This is a genomic window from Borrelia anserina Es, from assembly GCF_001936255.1.
Classification (GTDB): domain Bacteria; phylum Spirochaetota; class Spirochaetia; order Borreliales; family Borreliaceae; genus Borrelia; species Borrelia anserina.
Window position 1 is genome coordinate 643198 of sequence record NZ_CP013704.1, and the last position, 19969, is coordinate 663166.

General features: G+C 28.7%; 12 protein-coding genes and 3 tRNA genes. 7 read left to right on the plus strand and 8 right to left on the minus strand.

What is annotated here, in order from left to right; all coding sequences use genetic code 11:
• Positions 1-234: 234 nt before the first annotated feature.
• Both N187_RS03075 and N187_RS03080 read left to right on the plus strand, forming a co-directional pair.
• A tRNA-Met gene (locus N187_RS03075) sits at positions 235-308 on the plus strand.
• Positions 309-324: 16 nt separating this feature from the next.
• A complete protein-coding gene (locus N187_RS03080) occupies positions 325-870 on the plus strand; it encodes a DJ-1 family glyoxalase III (RefSeq protein WP_025419779.1) in 546 nt (181 codons plus the stop codon).
• A gap of 137 nt (positions 871-1007) precedes the next feature.
• Here N187_RS03080 and N187_RS03085 read toward each other — a convergent pair whose 3' ends face one another.
• Both N187_RS03085 and mfd read right to left on the minus strand, forming a co-directional pair.
• Positions 1008-2237, minus strand: a complete 1230-nt coding sequence (locus tag N187_RS03085) for an acetate kinase (RefSeq protein WP_025419780.1) — start codon at positions 2235-2237, stop codon at positions 1008-1010.
• A 17-nt stretch (positions 2238-2254) separates the two neighbouring features.
• Positions 2255-5623, minus strand: coding sequence for a transcription-repair coupling factor (gene mfd / locus N187_RS03090; protein WP_025419781.1), 3369 nt, complete (start codon positions 5621-5623; stop codon positions 2255-2257).
• Between the two features lie 97 nt (positions 5624-5720).
• On the opposite strand from mfd, the gene N187_RS03095 reads away from it, so the two are divergent.
• The 3 genes from N187_RS03095 to N187_RS03105 all read left to right on the plus strand — a co-directional run bounded on the left by N187_RS03095 (position 5721) and on the right by N187_RS03105 (position 8844).
• The gene (locus N187_RS03095; RefSeq protein ID WP_025419782.1) at positions 5721-6683 is read left to right on the plus strand and encodes a hypothetical protein; all 963 of its coding nucleotides are present in this window, start codon (positions 5721-5723) and stop codon (positions 6681-6683) included.
• Complete coding sequence (locus tag N187_RS03100; RefSeq protein ID WP_038443419.1) at positions 6640-8703, plus strand: LysM peptidoglycan-binding domain-containing protein; 2064 nt, start codon at positions 6640-6642, stop codon at positions 8701-8703. The genes N187_RS03095 and N187_RS03100 overlap by 44 nt, the downstream gene beginning before the upstream one ends.
• A 69-nt stretch (positions 8704-8772) precedes the next feature.
• Positions 8773-8844, plus strand: a tRNA-Asn gene (locus N187_RS03105).
• Here the strand turns inward: N187_RS03105 and rnmV are convergent.
• Together rnmV and N187_RS03115 are read right to left on the minus strand one after the other, a co-directional pair.
• Positions 8806-9384, minus strand: a complete 579-nt coding sequence (gene rnmV, locus N187_RS03110; protein WP_075550334.1) for a ribonuclease M5 — start codon at positions 9382-9384, stop codon at positions 8806-8808. The two genes, N187_RS03105 and rnmV, sit on opposite strands and share 39 nt — an antisense overlap.
• Before the next feature lie 3 nt (positions 9385-9387).
• The gene (locus tag N187_RS03115) at positions 9388-10659 is read right to left on the minus strand and encodes a M18 family aminopeptidase (RefSeq protein WP_025419785.1); all 1272 of its coding nucleotides are present in this window, start codon (positions 10657-10659) and stop codon (positions 9388-9390) included.
• A gap of 96 nt (positions 10660-10755) precedes the next feature.
• Between N187_RS03115 and N187_RS03120 the strand changes: the two genes are divergently transcribed.
• The gene (locus N187_RS03120; RefSeq protein WP_025419786.1) at positions 10756-11481 is read left to right on the plus strand and encodes a hypothetical protein; all 726 of its coding nucleotides are present in this window, start codon (positions 10756-10758) and stop codon (positions 11479-11481) included.
• 19 nt (positions 11482-11500) lie between these two features.
• On the opposite strand, the gene N187_RS03125 is transcribed toward N187_RS03120, so the two are convergent.
• Positions 11501-13345 carry a fructose-specific PTS transporter subunit EIIC gene (locus N187_RS03125; RefSeq protein ID WP_025419787.1) on the minus strand — a complete coding sequence of 615 codons (1845 nt, stop codon included), beginning with the start codon at positions 13343-13345 and terminating at the stop codon, positions 11501-11503.
• A gap of 137 nt (positions 13346-13482) precedes the next feature.
• Here N187_RS03125 and pfkB point away from each other — a divergent pair, with 137 nt between their 5' ends.
• Positions 13483-14400: a 1-phosphofructokinase gene (gene pfkB, locus N187_RS03130; RefSeq protein ID WP_025419788.1), complete on the plus strand. Its 918-nt coding sequence runs from the start codon at positions 13483-13485 to the stop codon at positions 14398-14400.
• 166 nt (positions 14401-14566) lie between these two features.
• Here the strand turns inward: pfkB and N187_RS03135 are convergent.
• The 3 genes from N187_RS03135 to recB all read right to left on the minus strand — a co-directional run bounded on the left by N187_RS03135 (position 14567) and on the right by recB (position 19964).
• A tRNA-Asp gene (locus N187_RS03135) sits at positions 14567-14640 on the minus strand.
• 47 nt (positions 14641-14687) lie between these two features.
• The gene (gene recD / locus N187_RS03140) at positions 14688-16514 is read right to left on the minus strand and encodes an exodeoxyribonuclease V subunit alpha (protein WP_025419789.1); all 1827 of its coding nucleotides are present in this window, start codon (positions 16512-16514) and stop codon (positions 14688-14690) included.
• 9 nt (positions 16515-16523) lie between these two features.
• Positions 16524-19964: an exodeoxyribonuclease V subunit beta gene (recB, locus tag N187_RS03145; RefSeq protein ID WP_025419790.1), complete on the minus strand. Its 3441-nt coding sequence runs from the start codon at positions 19962-19964 to the stop codon at positions 16524-16526.
• Positions 19965-19969: the final 5 nt, after the last annotated feature.

Sequence of the window (19969 nt, forward strand, 5' to 3'; positions counted from 1 at the left end):
ATACTTAAAATTATAAATTTTTTGTTTTCATTCTAATTCATGTTAAGAAATTTAATTTAGTGTTAATAATAATTTTATTATTATTGATAAAAAAATGCCAAGCACTTATTTGTCGAGTTAAATTTTTTATTATATTTATTGGTTACAGTTATTTAATAAAATAGATGTGTATCTTTGGGAATATGTTTTTATATTGACAAAATATCTTTGAATTTATACACTTAAAGGCTGCAAGCTGATGTAGCTCAGTTGGTTAGAGCACTCGGCTCATATCCGGGTTGTCGTGGGTTCAAGTCCCTCCATCAGCATTAAGGAGTTTGTATTATGAGAGTAGCAGTTGTGCTTGCAAATGGTTTTGAAGAGATTGAAGCTATAATTCCTGTTAATATTTTAAGACGTGGTGGTGTTGATCTGAAGCTTATAAGTCTAAATGATGATAGGGTTGTTGCAGGTGCTAGGGGAGTTACTTTTTGGGCTGATGAGAAAATATCAGATTGTAGTGCAGATGATTTTGATTTAATAATACTTCCTGGAGGAATACCTGGTGCTACAAATCTTTTTGAATCTAAATATTTGGATAATATTTTAAAAAATATGAACTTGCAAGGTAAGTTCATTGCAGCTATTTGTGCATCGCCAGCGGTTGTGCTTTCTGCAAAGGGGCTTTTGGGTTCAAATAAATTTACTTGCTATCCAGGATTTGAAAAAGGTGTTATTGATGGTGAGTTTGTGGATGAGGATGTTGTTATTAGTAATAACTTTATTACTTCTAAGGGTGTTGGTACGGCTTTTGAATTTGCTTTTGCTTTGCTTAAGATTATTAGAGGCGAGAAGGTACTTGAGGATGTTAAGAAAAAAGTTTTGCTTTGATATTATTGATACTATTTTGTTTGGATGAATCAATTGTTTAGTCCTTAAGAATAAGATTGACTTTGAGTTGATTTGTAAAATTTCTGTGTAATCTTTGTTGAATATTCTGAAAGGTATATATTTTTTATTTTAAGCATTCATGAATGCTCTGTAATTAGATTGTAGGTGTCTTCTAGTATAGTTAATTCTTCATTTGTTGGTATTACTAGTATTTTTGTCTTACTTTTTTCACTTGATATATCAGATTCTATGTTTTTTTCTCTTGCTAAATTGTTCTTTTGAATGTCAATTTTTATTCCAATTTTTTCAAAGCCTTTTAGTGATAGTTCTCTAATTCCATAGTCGGTAACACCGATGCCAGCTGTGAAAACTATTGCATCAATATTGAAGTTGAGTACTGCAAGGTAAGATCCAATATATTTCTTGATTCTGTAAGCCATTATTTCAACTGCAAGTTTAGAGTTATATTCATTATTTTCCACCCCTTGCCAAATATCTCTTAGATCATTTGACTTAAGAGATATTCCAAGCATACCACTTTCCTTATTGAGGATTTCTTCAATCTTTCTTGGGGTTTTGTTTAGTTGTTTACTCATTAAAGGAATGACTGAAGGATCTATGTCTCCACTTCTTGTACCCATTACGAGCCCTTCAAGGGGAGTAAGGCCCATGCTTGTGTCGTAGGATATTCCATTTTTGACTGCATTGATGCTGGATCCATTACCTAAATGTAGTATTATCAAGTTTAAATCTTTTATGTGTTTATTAAGTATTGTTGCAACTCTTTTAGTTATGTATGCATAGGATAGGCCGTGAAATCCGTATTTTCTGATTTTGTAGTCTTTATACCAAGAGTATGGTGTGGCGTATAAGAATGCATTTTCATTCATGGTTTGATGCCATGATGTATCAAAACATAAAACTTGTTTTATATTTTGAAATATTTTAAGTGTTGTTTCTATGACTTTTATTGCAGTTGGATTGTGGAGAGGTGCTAGCTTTGATATCTTTTTGAGTTCGATTAAAACATTTTCATTAAGTATTACTGAATTTTTGAAATTTGGCCCTCCATGTACAATTCTGTGTCCTATTCCTTGGATTTCATTTAAGTTGTCTATGATTTTTAATTTCTTGTTTGTAAGCACTTTAATCAGTCGTTTTAATGCTTCTTTATGTGATTTGATGTTTTCATTTGTTCTTTCTAATAATTCGTTTTTGGTTTGAATTTTAATTATTGCTTTGCTTGTTTTTATTTTTTCGATTATTCCAGATACCAGTATTTGTGTGTCTTTATATTTATATTCTTTATATTTATATAATGTAAATTTTAATGAAGAACTTCCTGTATTAAGTGTTAGTATTATCATGTCTTTATATCCTATCGTTATAATAATAGATTCAAATTTTTATATATACATTTGATTTTCTCTGATTCTTTCACATTTTTTAAGTTTAGAAAAACTGAATTTTTATATTCTGGGTTTATTTTCATTATAGTAGGATTGTATTTTATTATTTGTATTATTTTTGTGACAGGAATGCTGCTTGTGTTTAAATATTCGATTTCGAGTAATCCATTTCTTTCTTTAAGACTAGCAATATTAAGTTTTTTAACAAGTAATTTTAATTCTGATAACATAAGTAGAGTGTTAAGCTCTTTTGGGATTGGTCCAAATCGATCATAGATTTCAGATCTTATTTTATTATTTTCTTCTTCATTTTGAATTGCTGCAATTTTTTTATAAATTGATATTTTGTCTTGTTCACTATTTATATAACTGTCGGGTATAAATCCGTTATAGTTGATTTCAATAGTGATTTTATCTTCCTTAGAATTTTTACCCATTCGTTTTTCAATTGCTTTGTTTAACATTGTTAGATAGTAATCCAATCCAATAGATTCTATCTCTCCATGTTGTTCTCTTCCAAGTAGGTTTCCAACACCCCTTATTTCCATATCTTTCATTGCAATTTGAAATCCTGCTCCAAGTTCTGAAAGCTCAGATATTGCTTTTAGTCTTTCAATAGCACCTTCATTTAGGCTTGAGTTTTCTTTGTATAAAAAATAGGCAAAGGCTTTCTGTGAACTTCTGCCGACTCTTCCTCTGAGCTGGTATAGTTGTGCAAGTCCAAATCTGTTTGCATTGTTAATTATTATTGTATTTGCGTTTTCAATATCTATTCCGTTTTCAATTATTGTTGTTGCTAGTAGTACCTGGTATGATTTATTTATAAAATCATGCATAATATTTTCAATTTGTTCACCTGTGAGCTTTGCGTGGATAGTTGCAATTCTTGCATAAGGGACCACTTTCTCTAGTATTGCTTTTATTGAATCTAATTCTTGAATATTGTGATGTACAAAGAAGACTTGTCCATCTCTGGAAAGCTCATTTTCTATTGCATGTTTAATCAGTAGTTCGTTAAATTCTTCTACGTAAGTTTCTATTTTAATTCTGTTTTGGGGTGGAGTTTTTAGGACAGAGATGTCTCTTAATTTGATTAATGACATATGAAGAGATCTAGGAATTGGAGTTGCTGATAAGGAAAGACAGTCAATAGAGACTTTTATTTCTTTAAGTCTTTCTTTTTCTCTTACTCCAAATCTTTGTTCTTCATCAATTATGATGAGTCCTAAGTTCTTGTATATTATTTTCTTAGAGAGTATTTTGTGTGTTCCAATTATTATGTCAATTTCGCCTGTTTCTAAATTTTTAATAATTTCTCTTTCTTTTGATTTTCCTATGAATCTGCTAATCATTGCAATTTTGACTGGAAAGTTTTTAAATCTTTTCTTGAATGTATTGAAGTGTTGTTCTGTAAGAATTGTTGTTGGAGAGAGTATTGCTACCTGTTTTTTACCCATGACAGCTTTGAATGCAGCTCTCATTGCAACTTCAGTTTTACCAAATCCAACGTCTCCGCATAGGAGTCTATCCATTACTTTTGGACTCATCATATCTTGTTTGATTTCTGATATTGCTGTTAATTGGTCTGGAGTTTCATTGTATGGAAATTCTGCTTCAAATAATAATTGCCATTCATCATCTTGAGGATATTGAAATCCCTTAGTGCTTTCTCTTTCTAAGTAAAGTGAGACAAGCTTATCAGCAATTGCATCAATTCTTTTCTTTGCATAAGCTTTTTTCTTTTCCCAGGTTTTTGAGCTGATTTTATCTAATTTTATGTTTTGAGTTTCATTGCCGATATATCTTTGAATGAGGTGTGTTTGCTCAATTGGAATAAATAATTTTTCGTTGTCTGCATATTCAATTTCAATGTAGTCTTTTTCAAGAAGACTTGTTTTAATTCTTTTTATCTTTCTAAATATTCCAATTCCATGGTTTATGTGAACAATATGACTATTTTTTTCAATTTCAATGAATGAATCAATGGTTTTTGTTTTTGATGATTCGAAAGCTTTATTTGTTTTTTGTATTCTATTGAAGATATCTGATTCAAGAATAATTGCTATTTTTTCTTTGTTTATTATAAGTGAGCTTGATATTTTTAATACTTCAATTTTGATTTGATGTAGCTCTTTGAATATGTATTTTAATTTTTCTTTTTGTGAGTTAGATTCTGCTGCAATTATTACTTTAAATCCATTATTTAGCCAATTTTGTATTTTCTCCTTTGCAAGTGCAATGTTTGAAAAACATTTACATTCACTTTCTATTTTAAATTCTATGATTTCTTCTGTTTTTGTAGGGGCAGGGGTTTTGGCGAATAAGATGTGAGTTTTTAATCTTAGATTGTTTAGGTTCGTGAAAATTTTTTTTGGGGCAATTGTTTTTTCTCCTGTCTCTATTGCTTGATTATAGAGTTTTTCATATTCTTTATAGATATTTTTTATCTCTGCTTGTAAATTTGGTATTTCGAAATTTATAGTAATTATGTCTGCATTTATTTCTTGACTTAAGTATGTATTGCCTATTAATGGATAGAACATTTCTTCTGCTCTTACATTATATTTTGTTTGAATTTGTTCAAATAATTTTTTGTATTCATTTTCTTTTATGTGTTGTTTTAGTATGTTTATGCTTTCGTTATTCCAAATGATTTCTTTTGTAGGAATTATATCAAATTCTAAAATTTCATTTTCTTGTTTTAATTGAGTTAAGGGATTAAAATATTTGATTTCTTCTATTTTATCGACATGCATCGAGATTCTTATTGGTTGTGCTTTGTTAAATGGATATAGGTCTATTGTTGTACCCTTTATTGTAAATTCGCCAGGTAATGCAACCCTAGTTGTTTTTTCATATCCTAATTTTATAAGATTAATTTCAAGATTTTCTATGTTTATGATCTTACCTGTATGAATTTTATAAATGTTGTTAAATAAATTTTCTTTTGTAGGAATTTTGCTAAGTAGAGATTTAAGCGAAACAATGTAGATTCCAGAATTATTTTCATAAAAATTGATTAAAAATTTTACTCTTTCGCTAAAGATTTTGCTTTTTGAACTTATTCCTTTATATGTAAGGGAATTAAAATAATTAAGTTCATATATTTGATCTGTAATTTGCATTAAGTCATTTTTGAGTTCACTGGAAATATTTTCGTTTTTTACTATTAATATAACTTTATTTTCTTTGCTGTATTCCTTTATTTTGTTGATTAGAAAAGCCTTAAAAAATCCTTCATGCCCTGTTATTACAAAGGGTATATTATTTTTAATAAATTGTTTTATTTTTTTTAAATTTTGATTTTCACTTAGTCTGACAGTTATTTCTTTTTCTATATTCATTTTTTACCTTTTTGTTTCTGTAGTTTAGTATAATATTATATATGAATAGATAATGTTCTGTTTCGTTGTGTATAATATAGTTAGATTTGAGGAGTTTATGGAATTTAGGAAGTTATTGTTTGTTGTATCTCTTATGCTTGTTCCTTTTATTCTTTTTCCTAGAGATTATAAGGGTCTTGATTTTAATATAAAGTTTTTCAATCAATCAATTTATCGTGTTAATAGTAATGTTTCTGTTGAAGTTTCGCTAGGTAACTCATCTGATGATTTAATTACTCTTGAAATAGGAGATATTCATACTTTCGGTTTTGATTTTGATGTTACAGATGTTACTAACATAAAAGTTAAAAGGTCTCTCGAGTATGTTAAGAATAGGTCAAAGAATGTTGCAATTCCTGTAAGAACTCTGAGCTTGAGACCTAGTGAGAGATTTTCTGTAGTTATGAGTTTAAATCAATTTGTACAATTCGATAAAGATGGGGTTTATTTTGTCAAAGGTATGTTTTTTCCAGATATTTCAGATCCACAAAAGCGTTTAGAGTCTAATACGATTACCTTGTTTTTAAAACCTAAGACAGATGATATTGCTGGAAAATTTGACTTTTCTAATTTATCTTCCAATCGTGATATTCAGAATGTTTTAAAAAAAGAGGATTTATCTCCTGATAAGGTTGTTGAATATTTATTTTCAGCATTGCGGCTTGGGGAGAGAGAGAAATTCTTTTTATATGTTGATATTGAAAGTCTTATTTTAAATGATCAAAATAAATCATATCTTTATAAGCAAGAACTTAAGTCAGGTTCTAATAGTATGCTAGAAGAATATAAGGAATATTTATGGAATGATAGTAATTCTGATATTTCAAAAGTTCCAAGTAAATTTTCTATTGTTGAAACAACTTATACAGATTCTACAGGGAAGGTCGTGTCTGATGTGTATTTTGAGGATGGTAATTTTTATGTAGCTAAACGATATGTCTTCTTTTTAAGAAAGTATGATTATTACTGGATCATTTATGATTATACTGTTCAAAATACTGGAATTAAGGAGAAATATTAGGTCTTTTATTTTTAGGATTAAAGGAATTGGTGTTATTTTATGGATAATGAGTTCCTTTGATTTATATGCTGATTTTAAACATAAAGTAGTAAGGGGTGATACCTTATATGCAATCTCTGTGAAGTATAAGGTTCCAATAGAAGAACTTAAAAATAAAAATAATCTAAAGTCTGAGAAGATTAGAGTAGGGAGTATATTAATTATTCCAAGTTCTTCTAAGGTTAACACGATTGTTGTTGGTAAAATTGGTGACAAGTTGGGTAAGCTTGACACTGATGCTAAGGTTCATGTTGTTGAAGTCGGTGATACTATTAAAAGTATATCGAAAAGATATGGCATTAGGGAAAAAGAATTGGTTGCTTGGAATAATTTAAGTTCTAAGATTCTTAAAGTTGGTTCTAAGTTGAATTTGGATGAGCCTGACTTTTTAAAACCGTATATAGTTAAAAAGGGTGATTCACTCTCTAAACTTTCTGTAGATTTTGATATTAGTATTGAAGATATTATACGATTTAATTCTCTAGAGAGTAAAAATTTAGTAATTGGTCAAAAATTATATTTGAAAAGGGCTTCTAGAGATATTAATTTTCATTATGTAAAGCGTGGAGAAACCCTTGGAAAGATTGCATATGTTTATGGTGTTACTGCAAAGCATCTTGTCCGTCTTAATGGAGAGAGGGCAATAAATTTAAAGGCAGATTCTATTTTAGATGTTTCAAAAATTATTGAAGGAAATTTGTCAAGTCCTAAGTCTTTACAATTAAAGACTCGAAAGCACGTTCATGAGACGTTTACATCCCATAGGGTGTCTGTTGGTGAGACTTTATATAGCATTGCCCGCAGATATGGGGTTTTGCTTGAAGATCTTAAGAGATGGAATAATTTAAGTGGAAATAGTATTTTTAATAATCAGGAACTTAAGATTTATGATAAAAGCAAGGGGTCAATTGTTGCAAATGAAGATTTAAAGGAGTTTGTGGATAATGCTGGTGATTCTAAGACTAAAGTTGAAGCTATTGCAAATATTGTCTCTAATAAGAATAAAAAGTTAGATTTGAATTTTTTAGGTGTTTTAGATAGGAGAGATGCTTTTGATATTAGTGCTTTAGTTGTATTGGAGCCTAAGATACCTATCTTTGAAGCTAATGGGGTTTTTCATTATTGGTATAAACCTAAAAAAGTCAGTCAGCCAAGTGAATTTTATTCAGAAGATTGGTATTCTCCTCTAAACGCTTATAAAAAAGCAAGTCAGCTTTTTAAGAGTTTTGAAATTCTTGTACAGTCCCGACCGATTAAAAATAATAATCTAGAAAATAAATTAGTAATTATTGATCCTGGGCATGGGGGACTTGATCCTGGTGCTATTGTTAAAGCTAGAGATGGACTTAATAATGAAATTTTTGTTGTCGAAGATGAATATGTTTATGATATTGCTTTAAGACTCTATGTGTATCTTAAAGAGTATGGAGCTAATGTTGAGCTTACTATTTTATCACCTGATCATTTAATTAGAGATAGCGTATCTGCTAATAATACATTTGTGAATGTTAAGAATGAAATTTATAATGATTATGATTTGAATAAAACAGATACAGTTGACTCTTGGATAAACGGTACTCAAGAGGGTTTGAGAAAAAGGTTAGCTGTTGTAAATAAGTTTGTAAATAAGTACAAAAGTATTAAGGCAAAAGATGTTCTTTATATTAGCTTACATTCTGATAATAGTGTTGGTGCACCTCGATGTATGGGATTTTATTACCAATCTGAAAATGGAAAAGGCTTTGATGCTCATTCTAAGAATATGATTGAAAAAATGACAGAAGGTTTTAAAAGAACTCCTTATATTAAGGGACAAAATCTTTATATGCTAAAAAATAACTTTGTTAAGACCAAGTTATTAGTTGAAGTTAGGAATTTGGCATTTGATGAGGACGCTTGGGCAATTAGATCTTCTAAGCTTAGAGATCGGGATTCTAAGATCCTTGCTGATGCCATTTTGAAAATATTTATAGGTGACTAAATCACTTTTTATGGCATTTAGAATACTTGACAAAAAATTTTTAATTTAGCATAATATTTAGACATTGAATCCCTCATAGCTCAGCGGTAGAGCAGGTGGCTGTTAACCACTTGGTCGGAGGTTCAAGTCCTTCTGAGGGAGTTTTGAGTTTGTTGCCAATATTATTTTTTCTATTTCTTCTCGTTTTATTTTAAAGTAATTAAGTCTTTCTAGGAGTTTTTTGTTGTTTCCATTCCCCAAATGGAAGTATTCTTGTATTTGTTCTCTTCTTTTTTTAGATTTATCTCCTGTGATGCCGAGTTCTATTAGATCATTTAGACTTAAGCTTTTAATTTGTTTTTCATTTTCAAAAGTACTTATTTTTTTTAAGGTTGTTATTATTTCGAGTTTTGAAGATATTTCTACTTCTTGATTTTTGCTTTTAAGATGAGCATGCTTGATTTTATTTTGGTCTACGTTGCCCATCCTTTTAAGTATTTGCTTTCTGATTAAGTTTCCCGCCTTGTCACTGTCGGTAAAAATAATAATACCATTTGTTTTTATTGCTTTTTTTAAAACGTTAATGGTTGCTTTCTTAAGATATAATCCACCAGTTTCAACTATAGTGCACTTAAATATTTCTTTTATTCTCTTAGCGTCGTCTTTACCTTCGACGACAATTATTTCTTTTATATGTTCCAGTTTTTAATTCCAGTTTTCAAAAAATGTTCTTAAAAGTTTTATTGCTTCTATGTGATCTGATATTGCAATAGTTTCTCTTAAAGAGTGCATTCCCCACATTGGGATTCCAATATCTATTGTTTCAATGCCTGTTTGGGAGTTTACAATTGGTCCAATTGTACTTCCGGCATTGATATTTGCTTTCAGCATTATTTCTTGAATTTTGATATTATTTTTCATAGCTAAGGCTTTAAGTTTTGCACATCCATTTGCTGTTGTTGCATATTTGAAATTGGCATTGCTTTTAATAGTTACGCCTTTTCCTAGACTTATTTGGTAATTTGGGTCATGTTTACATAGGTAGCCTGGATGCACTCCGTGTGCTCCATCCATTGAAATAATGAATGATCTGTTCAATTTGATTATGTGTTCTTCTTTCTCTAAATTTAAAACATGATCAATTCTTTCTAAGATTTCTGTTAATAATTTTGAGTTAGCTCCTCTAGAGGTTACAGATCCAATCTCTTCGTTGTCAAAGAATATGGCTACTTTATTTTTGTTGTTATTTGTGTTAACAAATGCATTTATGATGGCATGACATCCTGATTTGTTATCGAGATTTTTAGATGCTAAAAATTCACTTTCGCTACCTATAATTTTGGAAGGTTCGGACGCTGTGAATATTAGATCGCATGATAAGAAATCTTTTTCAGATATTTGTAGTTTTTTTAGAATTTTTTCTTTAATACTTTTTTTGAAACTCGTGATTATCATAATATTTTCATGAGCATCATATGCAAATCCTTCATTTGCCTTTCGGTTTAAATGAATAGCAACATTTGGTATTATTCCAATATTTTCAATTGTTATTAGTTCTGAGTTAGTCGTTCCATCTTTTTGATTAAAGTATACAACTCCTGCTAAGCTTAGATCTCTGTCAGTCCAGGTTGAAATTATTGGGGATCCATAAACTTCGATGTGGTGAGCGAATACATTACCTTTGTGTTCTGTAGATTCTATTTTAAGTTTTAAGCTAGGACTGTCAGAGTGTGCTGCTGCTATTAGGAATGGTTCATGTATCTTATTTGTATTAATGTTGAAGGCAATAAGACTTGTTCCTTCTTTTTTTACATAATAATAACCTGTTTCTAATGTCCATTTATCCTCAAGTTTTAATTCTTTTGCATTAAGATAGTACATCAATTTTTGTTCAATGTAGTTTACTAGATGGTATGGTGTTAAGCTTTTATCTAATAGGTTTTGGAAGTGTGATATATCTAATGTATGATCATTCATCTTTATTTTCTCCTATATTTTTATTGTTTTGATATCTAATATTTTATTATAATAGCTAGCACATGTATATAATAGTATATGTTAAGGAGATTATTAATGTATGTATTTTTTAAGTTTATATTTGTATCTCTAATATTTGTTTCTTGTACTACAGTTTCAGAAATTAATTTACAGGATAATATGAGTGGAACAAGTTCATTAGTATTTAATGTTAATAAGGAATTTGAAAAAATAAGAAAAGAACTTGCGACAACTCTTGTGGGAGAGGAAGCTGCTAAATTACCTCTTTTCCCTATTGATGCAATAAGGCAATATTTTGGAGGTGAGGGGAAAAAATTGGGTTTAAAACTCTTAGCTCTTAAGTCAAATGGTGATTCTCTTGAGTTAAGAATTCAATTTGATGATTTAGTTAAGGTTGTAAAGAAGTATCTTATAAATGAGACAATGCCTATATTTGGGATAAAAAGCAATAATGGAAGAAATATTCTAGATTTTAATTTTAACTTAGAAAATGTTACCCGAGTGATTAATGAAAATAGGGAGTATGTAAATGACGCTTTTGCAGCACTCTTGCCATCAGAGGAGATTCCAATGTCTGAGAAGGAATATAAAGATGTATTGGTTTACTTTCTATCTGACTTTACCTCACATGCAAATGAGCTTATTGATAATTCTAATATCTTAGTTAGAATTAAGACTTCAAGGAAACTTCAAGAACAGTTTGGGTTTAAACAGATTAATCCAAATACTTTAGAACTTAAACTAGACATGATTAGGACTTTAAGCCTTGAAACACCAATAAAGTTGAGATTGGTTTATTAGGTTAAAGGGATATAAGAAGTTATTTCATATCCCTTTTCATAAATCCTATTAATAAGCCTGTTATCAAGGCGCCTATTAAAATAGATATTATCCACATTAATGGATTGGTTACTATTGGAAGAATGAAGATACCTCCGTGTGGAGCCATAAGCTTTACTTCAAATAATGCAGATAGAAACCCTCCTATGGATGAGCCTATTATGCAAGCAGGTATTACTTTTAAAGGATCTGTTGCTGCAAAAGGAATTACTCCTTCTGTTATAAAGCATGCACCTAAAAAGTAACAAACTTTTCCAGCTTCATGTTCTTCTTGGGAGAATTTGTTATTGAACATGCTAGTTGCAAGTGCAACTCCAAGTGGAGGAATCATTCCTCCTGCCATTACACTTGCGTGGGGAATATAATTTCCTGCAGTTATTGTTGCTATTCCGAATGCATAAGCCGCTTTGTTTACGGGGCCACCCATATCTATTGCCATCATTCCACCAAGCAATGCACCTAGTAGTGCCATATTTGTTCCACTTAGTGAGTTTAACATATTTATTATAGATGTATTAATATATGCAATTGGTGCTAGTAAGAAATATGTTAGAAAACCTGATATTATTACTGAGAAAAATGGATAGATTAAAACGGGATTGATACCACTTATTTTTTGTGGTATCATTTTTTGGCTGATTGATTTTATTGCTGAAGTGACGTATCCTGCAATGAATCCTGCTAAGATCCCTCCCAGAAAGCCTGCATTTCCTTTACTCATCATTAAGCCTGTAATCATTCCAGGTGCAAGTCCGGGACGTTCTGCTATACTGAATGAAATGTATCCAGCAAGTATTGGGATCATTAGGAAAAAGGCATTACCACTGCCGATTTGCATTAAAATGTCTGCTATTTTATTGTAGCTTGGATCATTTATATCGAAAGCTTTTATTCCAAACATGAATGATATTGCAATAATTATTCCTCCGGATACTACAAATGGAAGCATAAAGGACACACCGTTCATTAAATGCTTGTATGTATTTGTTGTTTTGACAGTTTTGATTTTGCCTTTTAGTTCTTTGCTCTTATATATTTCTGCCTTGTTATCAAGAATATTTTGAATGAGTTCTTTTGCTTTGTGTATGCCATCTTTTACACCAACTTCGATTAGTTGTTTACCATTAAACCTTTCTTTATCAATGGTTTTGCCGGATGCAATGATTATTCCTTTTGCTCTTTTTATTTCTTCTTCTTCTATTGAATTATCAACTCCACTAGAGCCATTAGTTTCTACTTTAATTTCTACATTTAATTCAGCTGCTGCCCTTTTTAGGCTTTCAGCTGCCATGTATGTATGTGCAATTCCTGTAGGGCAGGCAGTTACTGCTAGAATGAAATTTTTTGAACTATTTTCATTTGTTTTTACATCTGAGTTGCTATTTAGAAAAATTTCTAAAAATCTATTTGTATCATTTGTACTCATGATTTCTTGTCTTAAAGTTTCATTGTTAAATATATTGTTAAGATAAGATATTGTTTTAATATGAGTATCGCCTGTAATTTTTTCAGGAACAGCTATCATGAAGAATAGTTTTGAGGGTTTTAAATCGGAAGAGTTAAAATCAAATCCTTCTCCTTGAACTCTTAATATAGCTATTCCATGTTTTTTAACAAAACTACCTTTTGCATGTGGCATTGCAATATATTCTTCAAGGCCTGTTCCGCTTATTTCTTCTCGCTTTTTGATATCTGTTATAAAATCTTTTTTATTTGTCAGATATCCATTTTCATTGAGCATATCGGCCATTTTTTCAATTACATCATCTTTACTTTTGGCTTTATAGTTCAATAGTATTAATTTTTTAGAAAGTAAATCTTGCATAGGGATCTCCTTGCTATACTGTAATATCCATATTATTTACTATATGTTATAATTACTATATATTATAACATATAGAACATATAGTAATTATATATTCAGTTATTTAATAATTTTACTTAATTATAAAGGAGATTAGATTGATATATACGCTTACCCTTAATCCTGCTATTGATTATAAGATAGTTGTGGACGGGTTTCAAAAAGGGTGTCTTAATCATGTTGTTAATAGTAATATTTTTGTTGGTGGGAAGGGGATAAATGTAAGTAGTGTTCTTAAGAATTTTGGGAAGGAAAGTGTTGCTTTTGGATTTTTAGGTGGATTTACGGGTGATTATATAAAGGCTCATCTTGATTTAATAGGAATAAAACATGATTTTGTTTATATATCTGAAAATACTAGAATCAATATTAAAATGATGTCGGATGGAAAAGAAACAGAGATTAATGGGAATGCACCTACAATTCTTGAGAGTTGTTTTCAGTCTTTGATTTTAAAATTAAAGAAATTGGATAATGATTTGTTAATCATGTCTGGGAGTATTCCAAGCTCACTTGGGTGTCGGGCTTATAATGAAGTAGCTAAAAATCTTTCAATTAATGTTAAATTAGTGATTGATACTAGTGGTCTTGCCTTGCAAGAGATTATGAATCTTAAACCTTTTTTGGTAAAGCCCAATATTAATGAATTTAGAGAGCTTTTAGGTATTAATTTGTGTTCTAATAGGGATCTAGTTAATGCTGCGGGTGAGCTTATAGCAAGGGGTGTGCAAAATATTATAGTATCAATGGGGAGTGAAGGAGCTATTTTCATCAATAGTAATGATGTTTATGTAGCTAGTGTTCCAAAAATTAATTCTTTAAGTACTATTGGTGCGGGAGATTCTGTTGTTGCTGGATTTGTATATGCATATCAAAATGGGAATTCTCTTCGTGATTCTTTTAGATTTGGCGTTGCATCAGGTACTGCAACAGCACTTAAGGGAGAACTTTGTAGTCTTGATGATGTTACATATGTTCTTGATAAAGTAAAGCTTGATCAGCTTTCTTTAGGGTAACTTAAATGGTTGTAAATATTAATAAATGTTATATGGTAGGAGTTTTGTAAATTTTTGTCTTGTTGATGCAATTTAAATTTTGTTCTTGATATATTTCTTTTATGATCAGTAGTGGGATAAAAGTAAAGTAAGCTTAAAATAGGAATTTTTAGGCTTAAGTTGTTGTCGGGAGCGACGGGACTCGAACCCGCGACCTCCTGCGTGACAGGCAAGCATTCTAACCATCTGAACTACGCCCCCAAATGCAATACTTTAAAATTATATTGTGTTTCTTTTTTTTTGTCAATTTATTTTAATGTATCTATATGTTCTGAGATTTTTGAGTCTCTTTCTATTTTTTTTAAGCTTACATTTTTAATAATATCTTTGCTTGATATTATTTCTATGTTTTTTTGAGCTCTTGTTATTGCAGTATAGAGTAATTCTTTTGTTAAAAATGGGTGATTTTCTATTATTATTTGTACATATTGATATTCAGATCCTTGACTTTTGTGTATTGTTGTTGCAAAATTAAGTTCATATTTGTTTATTAGATTTAAATTTATTCTTTTGTATTTTTCGCCTTCTCTTTTAATTAAAGCATAGATTTTAGAATTATCTTTAAAAAGAATTCCCCTTTCTCCATTAAATATGTCATTTTTATAGTCATTTTGTGTAATCAGAATTATTTGCCCAACTAGATCGCCATAGATTTTTTTTAGATATAGTTTTATTATTTCATTTATTCTTTTTGTTCCAAATTTTCCAAAATTTCTTGAACATAAGATAACACTATTAAGCAGAGTATTGATGATTAATTTAATTTCTTCATTTTCTAGTGAGTTGAGATCGAAATTAGAGATATTTTTGTATAAATTTTTTGTGTGATTTAATAATTCATTTTCAAGATTTATTTTATTTATGTCCTTTAAAATTATGCTTTTGTTGCTATTGAGTTGGTTATAAATTAATTTTGTGTTTTCGTTATATATTGCTTCGGCTAATAAATTTATCTCAGTGTTGCTTCTGAAATTTTTTTTAAGTATTTCTACATTCTCGTCATTTATTTCTTTTATTTTCATAAGGCTTGAGTATACATTTCCTCCGCCTATTGGTGGAAGCTGGTTTTTGTCTCCTGTTATTATGAGTTTTGCGCTTATTTTGACTGCCTTTAGTAATTTTAAGAAGGTACTTGCATCTATCATAGACGCTTCATCAATTATTATTATTTCAAATTTTAAAGGGTTAGCTTCATCATATTTAGTACCTTTATTAATGAATGACATTTGTAATAATTTTTGTACTGTGCTATGTTCTGTTTCAAGATTTTTGAATGGTTCTTTTAGACTTAATTTTAGTTTTTGACTTGCTTTTCCAGTTGGTGCTACAAGGGCTACCTTTTGCTTGATATTTAAGTGGCTATCAATTGCCTTTAGAATATAATTGATAGTTGTTGTTTTTCCTGTACCTGGTCCGCCACTGAGTATAAAAAAATTACTTTTTAGAGATTTCTTGATTGAATTGATTTGTTCTTCACTTAGGTTCTTGGTGTTTAAATTATCCATGATATTTTGTATTCTTTGATCTTTTATTTCACTCTTGTTACCTTTAATTCTTTGTTTTATTTTTTTTATTAGTTCTTCTTCTTCTCTAAAGTTTTTTTGTGTGTAGATATAAATATTATTTTCTAGTATCAAAGGTGTGATAATTTTTTCATTTTGATTAAAGTCTTTCATTATATTGTTTTCTTTTAAATGTAGGATGATTTCTTTTATTTTTGTAAATTTTGTAAATTTTTTTAGTTCTTTTAGTATGTTTATTGATGTTTGATAGAGTTGATTTTTTTCTTCTAGTTCAAGGGAAGCACATTCGATTGTATTTTGAATGTCTTTTATTAGTAAATTAACATTAGCTCTTAAATGGCCTTTGGAAAAATAATTAAATAAAAATATTAAAAAGATGGTAAGTTCGTTATACTTTTCATTTTTTATTTTTCTTGTGAGTAAATATGATTTGTAATAGTTTTCTATGTTTATGTTTAAAGTTTCAATTATTTCATAAATTTTGAGTTCTGGATTTAAATAATTTCTCTTATGATCTTTAAGGAACTCTCTTAAAACCAAATAATTTCTCATATTTTTCTCTTAAGATTTAAATTGCAAATGTATTTGTTCTAAATCTAATTCTTTAAAATTTGGTATGCTAAAATAAATTCCATTCTGGATTTTAGATTGTTCTTTAATATTCTTTTGAAATGCTCTTGTAAATAGATATATTACTCCTCCGAAATGTTCGTTATACTCTTTTATGTTCTTAAAGAGTATTTTTTTTACTCCTAGCGTATAAATTTTATATTGTAAGTCATACTGTTCTTGTTTTATCTTATTTTTTAAGTTTGTTAAGTTGTAATCTTTCAAATTTTCTCCAAGATAATTTGTTTTATAGTCTAGAATGTATACTTTATTATTTATCTTGAATATGAGATCAATAATTCCTTTGATATATCCCTCATTTAATATTAAATTTGTTTTATTGTAGTTTTTAATTAAAGATTTTTCTTCATGAATTTTTGTATCTATTTTAATTAAAAATTCCATTTCTTTTTGCAATTCTTGAATATCACATAATCTTGCGTTAATAAATCTAATTTTTGTACTTAATATGTTATAAACCATCTTTATTAGCATTTCTTGTATCTTAGGTGTGTTTAGCTTTGAATTGAAATATTCTATTCTTTTTTGTACAATGGAAATGTTGCTTTTTTTAAAATCGTTTAGGCTATCTTTTGCATCGCTAAAATTTATATCTTTCATGATGGCATGTAAAATATTACCAATATCTTTGCCCTTTGGTAGTGATTCTTCAGTACAAGTGGCATTATTGTCATAAGTTTCATCTTCTCTTGTTGCTAGGTTTGCGTTATGTTTGGATTTATAAATTGATGTAAGACTTGTATAACTATATGTATATTCTTTTCTAAATAGATATTTATTTATTGGTGTTGGGGGAATTAATTTTATCTTTTTATTTTCATTTATATCTAATTTATTGAATTGGCGGGTTTTAATCAGGTTGTATACGTTAAAGTCTAGGTTTATTCCTCCAATTGTTTTTATTTCTGCTAGCTCTAACATTTTATTTATTATTGTGCCTTTATTGATAATAAATAGTGCGAATCTAGAACGCGTTGTTCCTACGTAAAAAATGTTTTTTTCTTCGTTTAAAATTTTTTGTTTTGCAAATTGTTTATTCTCTTTTAATTTTAAAAAATCATATTTTATCTTGTTATCTGAGCAGAATTTATAAAATGTATCAGATTTTTTTAGTAGGTTATTGTTGAGTTGAGTGTCACCTATCAAAAATACGATATTCATACTTAGTCCTTTTGATTTGTGAATTGTCAGTATTTCTATCGATTGATCACTCTGAGTAGTGGTTTTATCTTCATCTTGTTTAGTGTCTTGATTAAGTATTAGTTCTTCTAGAGTACATATTAACGATTCTATATTTTTGTCTTCATAGTAAATTTTGGAAATAAAATCTAGACTTGTTTCATAGTTCTTAAGTTCCTCAAATTTTTTCTCATTTATTAGGATTTCCCTGTAACTTTTTTTTGATTTTGCAAATTCGGTGAATTTAGTATTATTCAAAATTTTTGCTAGATTGAGCCATAAGTCTTTTTTTGATACAATTTCTTCTATTGCTTTTATTAATATTATCTCTTGATTTTCAAGTAAATATATTATGTCACTAAGGGCTTCTTCTATATGCTTAATTTTGTCATTTTCAAGCAAACTTAAGTATATCTCCCATGGAAGGTTGATTATTTTGCTTGTTAAAATGTAGTTTAGAGTTTGAAAGTTTTGTTTTCTATCTAGACATTTTATTAAGTAAAAGATTTCGTTGAATTCTTTCGTCTTTAAAAATGATTTCTCGAGTTTATTTGTTTTTATATTTTGATTTTTAAGTTCCCTATCTATTAAATCTATTTCCTTACTTGTCCTGCAAAGTACTTTTATATCTGATTCTTTAATTTGTCTTAGTTTATTATTATCATAAATTTTTCCGTTTGTTAGCAGATATTTTATTGTTAGTGCCGTTTTTTGTAAAACATTATCGTTTTTCTCAGTTTCTATTATATTTATTGCTTCTATTTCTTGATCATTTATAAAAATTTTGTTTTCGTCATTCTTGGGTTCCGGTTTTGACTTGATAAATTTTATTTGTTCTATTTTAGATGTAACTGCTTTATTATATATATTATCAAACATAATATTTAAAGGTTCGACTAATTTTTTGTTTGATCTGTAATTTGTAAACAAGGTTATTCTTGCATCATCTTTGATTTTATCTTTTATGCCTTGGTTGTAAAATGATACATCAGCATTTCTAAATGTATAAATTATTTGCTTGGGATCGGCTATAAATACTAGTTTTATGCCAAAGGAGTTTAGCACTTCAAATATTGCTATCTGTATTATATCTAAGTCTTGTGCTTCATCTATTAGTATTATTTTATATCTGTTTTTTATTGAATTTAATAATTTGTTATTGTAAGATTCTAGCTGTTTTTTAAAGTTTAACATTATATGTTTTTGGTCTATTGTGTTTGTTATGTTAATAGTATTTTTAAGTTCTCTTTCTATATATTTAAGTATTTTATATTCAACTTTGAGGTTAATATACCGTTTAAGTTTGTTTTTATCTTCTTTATTTGTATTTGTTTCATAACTAAGTTCTCTTAGGGCAGTTTGTATTTTTAGTTCCTTAGGTAGAAGAATAGCATTTTTATTAAGATTTGCTTCTATTATTTTAGATAAAAATTTGTTGTTTGTGAGTATGTCTATTATTTTTATTATATCTTTCTCATGACTGAGTTGTATTTCTGGTATTTTAATTCCTTGGTTATATTTATTTAGGAAAGCTCTTTTTGTTTGCATAGTCATTTTGTTTAGTTCCTCAATTATTGAGTTGTACTTGCAAATTAACCTATCCTTATTTATGAGAATTTTTTTTAGGATTATTTGGTTTTCTATCCAATTTTCAAGTTCTTGTATCTTATCTTTTTTATACTCTTGTCTTAGATATTGGGTCATATCTTTCGTATTTTTAAATTTAGACTTAAAGATTTCAAATTCGTTATCTTTGATTTTTAATTCTTTTTTTAATGAATCTGCTTTTCTTAAAAATTCATAAACTATTTTATCTATTTCTGATGTGAAACTTTCTTTTACACTATACTTTGAAAAATTTTCTGTCTCAATTTGAAAATTATTTAGAGAATATAGTGCAAATTTATTTATAGTTGAGATAAAGATTTTATTTGATTGTTCATAAATAGTTTTTAAGGATTTATCTGTTTTTGAATTGTGATATGCATTCTCAATTGATTTTAGTATTCTAATATACATCTCTTCTGTTGCTTTTTTTGTGAATGTTAGCACTAATATTTCGCTTGGAGAATACGTTTTCTCTATGAGTAAGTTTGTAATAATATTCTCAAGTGTATATGTCTTTCCAGTTCCTGCTGATGCTTCAATTAATATTTTGCTGTTATATTTGATTTTGTCTGTTATTTCTCTCATGAAAT

Bases quoted from the DNA above. Each gene is read 5' to 3' on its own strand.
- N187_RS03080 (WP_025419779.1), top strand. From the start codon at position 325: ATGAGAGTAGCAGTTGTGCTTGCAAATGGTTTTGAAGAGATTGAAGCT.
- N187_RS03085 (WP_025419780.1), bottom strand. From the start codon at position 2,237: ATGATAATACTAACACTTAATACAGGAAGTTCTTCATTAAAATTTACA.
- mfd (WP_025419781.1), bottom strand. From the start codon at position 5,623: ATGAATATAGAAAAAGAAATAACTGTCAGACTAAGTGAAAATCAAAAT.
- N187_RS03095 (WP_025419782.1), top strand. From the start codon at position 5,721: ATGGAATTTAGGAAGTTATTGTTTGTTGTATCTCTTATGCTTGTTCCT.
- N187_RS03100 (WP_038443419.1), top strand. From the start codon at position 6,640: ATGATTATACTGTTCAAAATACTGGAATTAAGGAGAAATATTAGGTCT.
- N187_RS03115 (WP_025419785.1), bottom strand. From the start codon at position 10,659: ATGAATGATCATACATTAGATATATCACACTTCCAAAACCTATTAGAT.
- N187_RS03120 (WP_025419786.1), top strand. From the start codon at position 10,756: ATGTATGTATTTTTTAAGTTTATATTTGTATCTCTAATATTTGTTTCT.
- N187_RS03125 (WP_025419787.1), bottom strand. From the start codon at position 13,345: ATGCAAGATTTACTTTCTAAAAAATTAATACTATTGAACTATAAAGCC.
- recD (WP_025419789.1), bottom strand. From the start codon at position 16,514: ATGAGAAATTATTTGGTTTTAAGAGAGTTCCTTAAAGATCATAAGAGA.
- recB (WP_025419790.1), bottom strand. From the start codon at position 19,964: ATGAGAGAAATAACAGACAAAATCAAATATAACAGCAAAATATTAATT.